The sequence below is a fragment of the Pseudoalteromonas sp. GW168-MNA-CIBAN-0100 genome, assembly GCF_040309225.1.
Lineage (GTDB): Bacteria > Pseudomonadota > Gammaproteobacteria > Enterobacterales > Alteromonadaceae > Pseudoalteromonas > Pseudoalteromonas arctica.
Genome location: NZ_JBEOOL010000168.1, coordinates 1 through 401, shown reverse-complemented (window position 1 = coordinate 401; position 401 = coordinate 1). Strand labels below are relative to the sequence as shown.

Below are 401 nucleotides of genomic sequence, written 5' to 3'. Positions count from 1 at the left end.
CACCGCCCGGACCGCCTATTGGTGCAAGTACCCCATTAATCACTTCGGCCCCTGCTTGCGTTATGGTTTTACCTTGGTATTTAACGCGCGCACAAATCTCGCTGGCTACATTGTAACGAATAAAATACTCACCATGGCCGGTAGCCGATACCGCACACGATTCATTTTCCGCAAACGTTCCTGCACCAATTACCGGCGCATCACCAATACGGCCATAGCGTTTGGCGGTCATACCACCGGTTGATGTACCAGCTGCTAAATTGCCATTTTTATCCAGTGCTACCGCACCAACCGTGCCCATTTTATAGTTATTTGGCAAGGCTTTATGCGCCGCTTGATAGTCTTTACTGGTTGCTTTGGCTTTATCTAATTTTTGCTTTGCTTTTAATAATGCTTTATAG

1 protein-coding gene is annotated in these 401 nt (G+C 46.9%); it reads right to left on the bottom strand.

The features are described 5' to 3' along the window. Window positions 1-401, bottom strand: a 401-nt coding sequence (locus AAEY62_RS20545; protein WP_350636096.1) for an isoaspartyl peptidase/L-asparaginase, incomplete at both ends; no start/stop codon positions are given.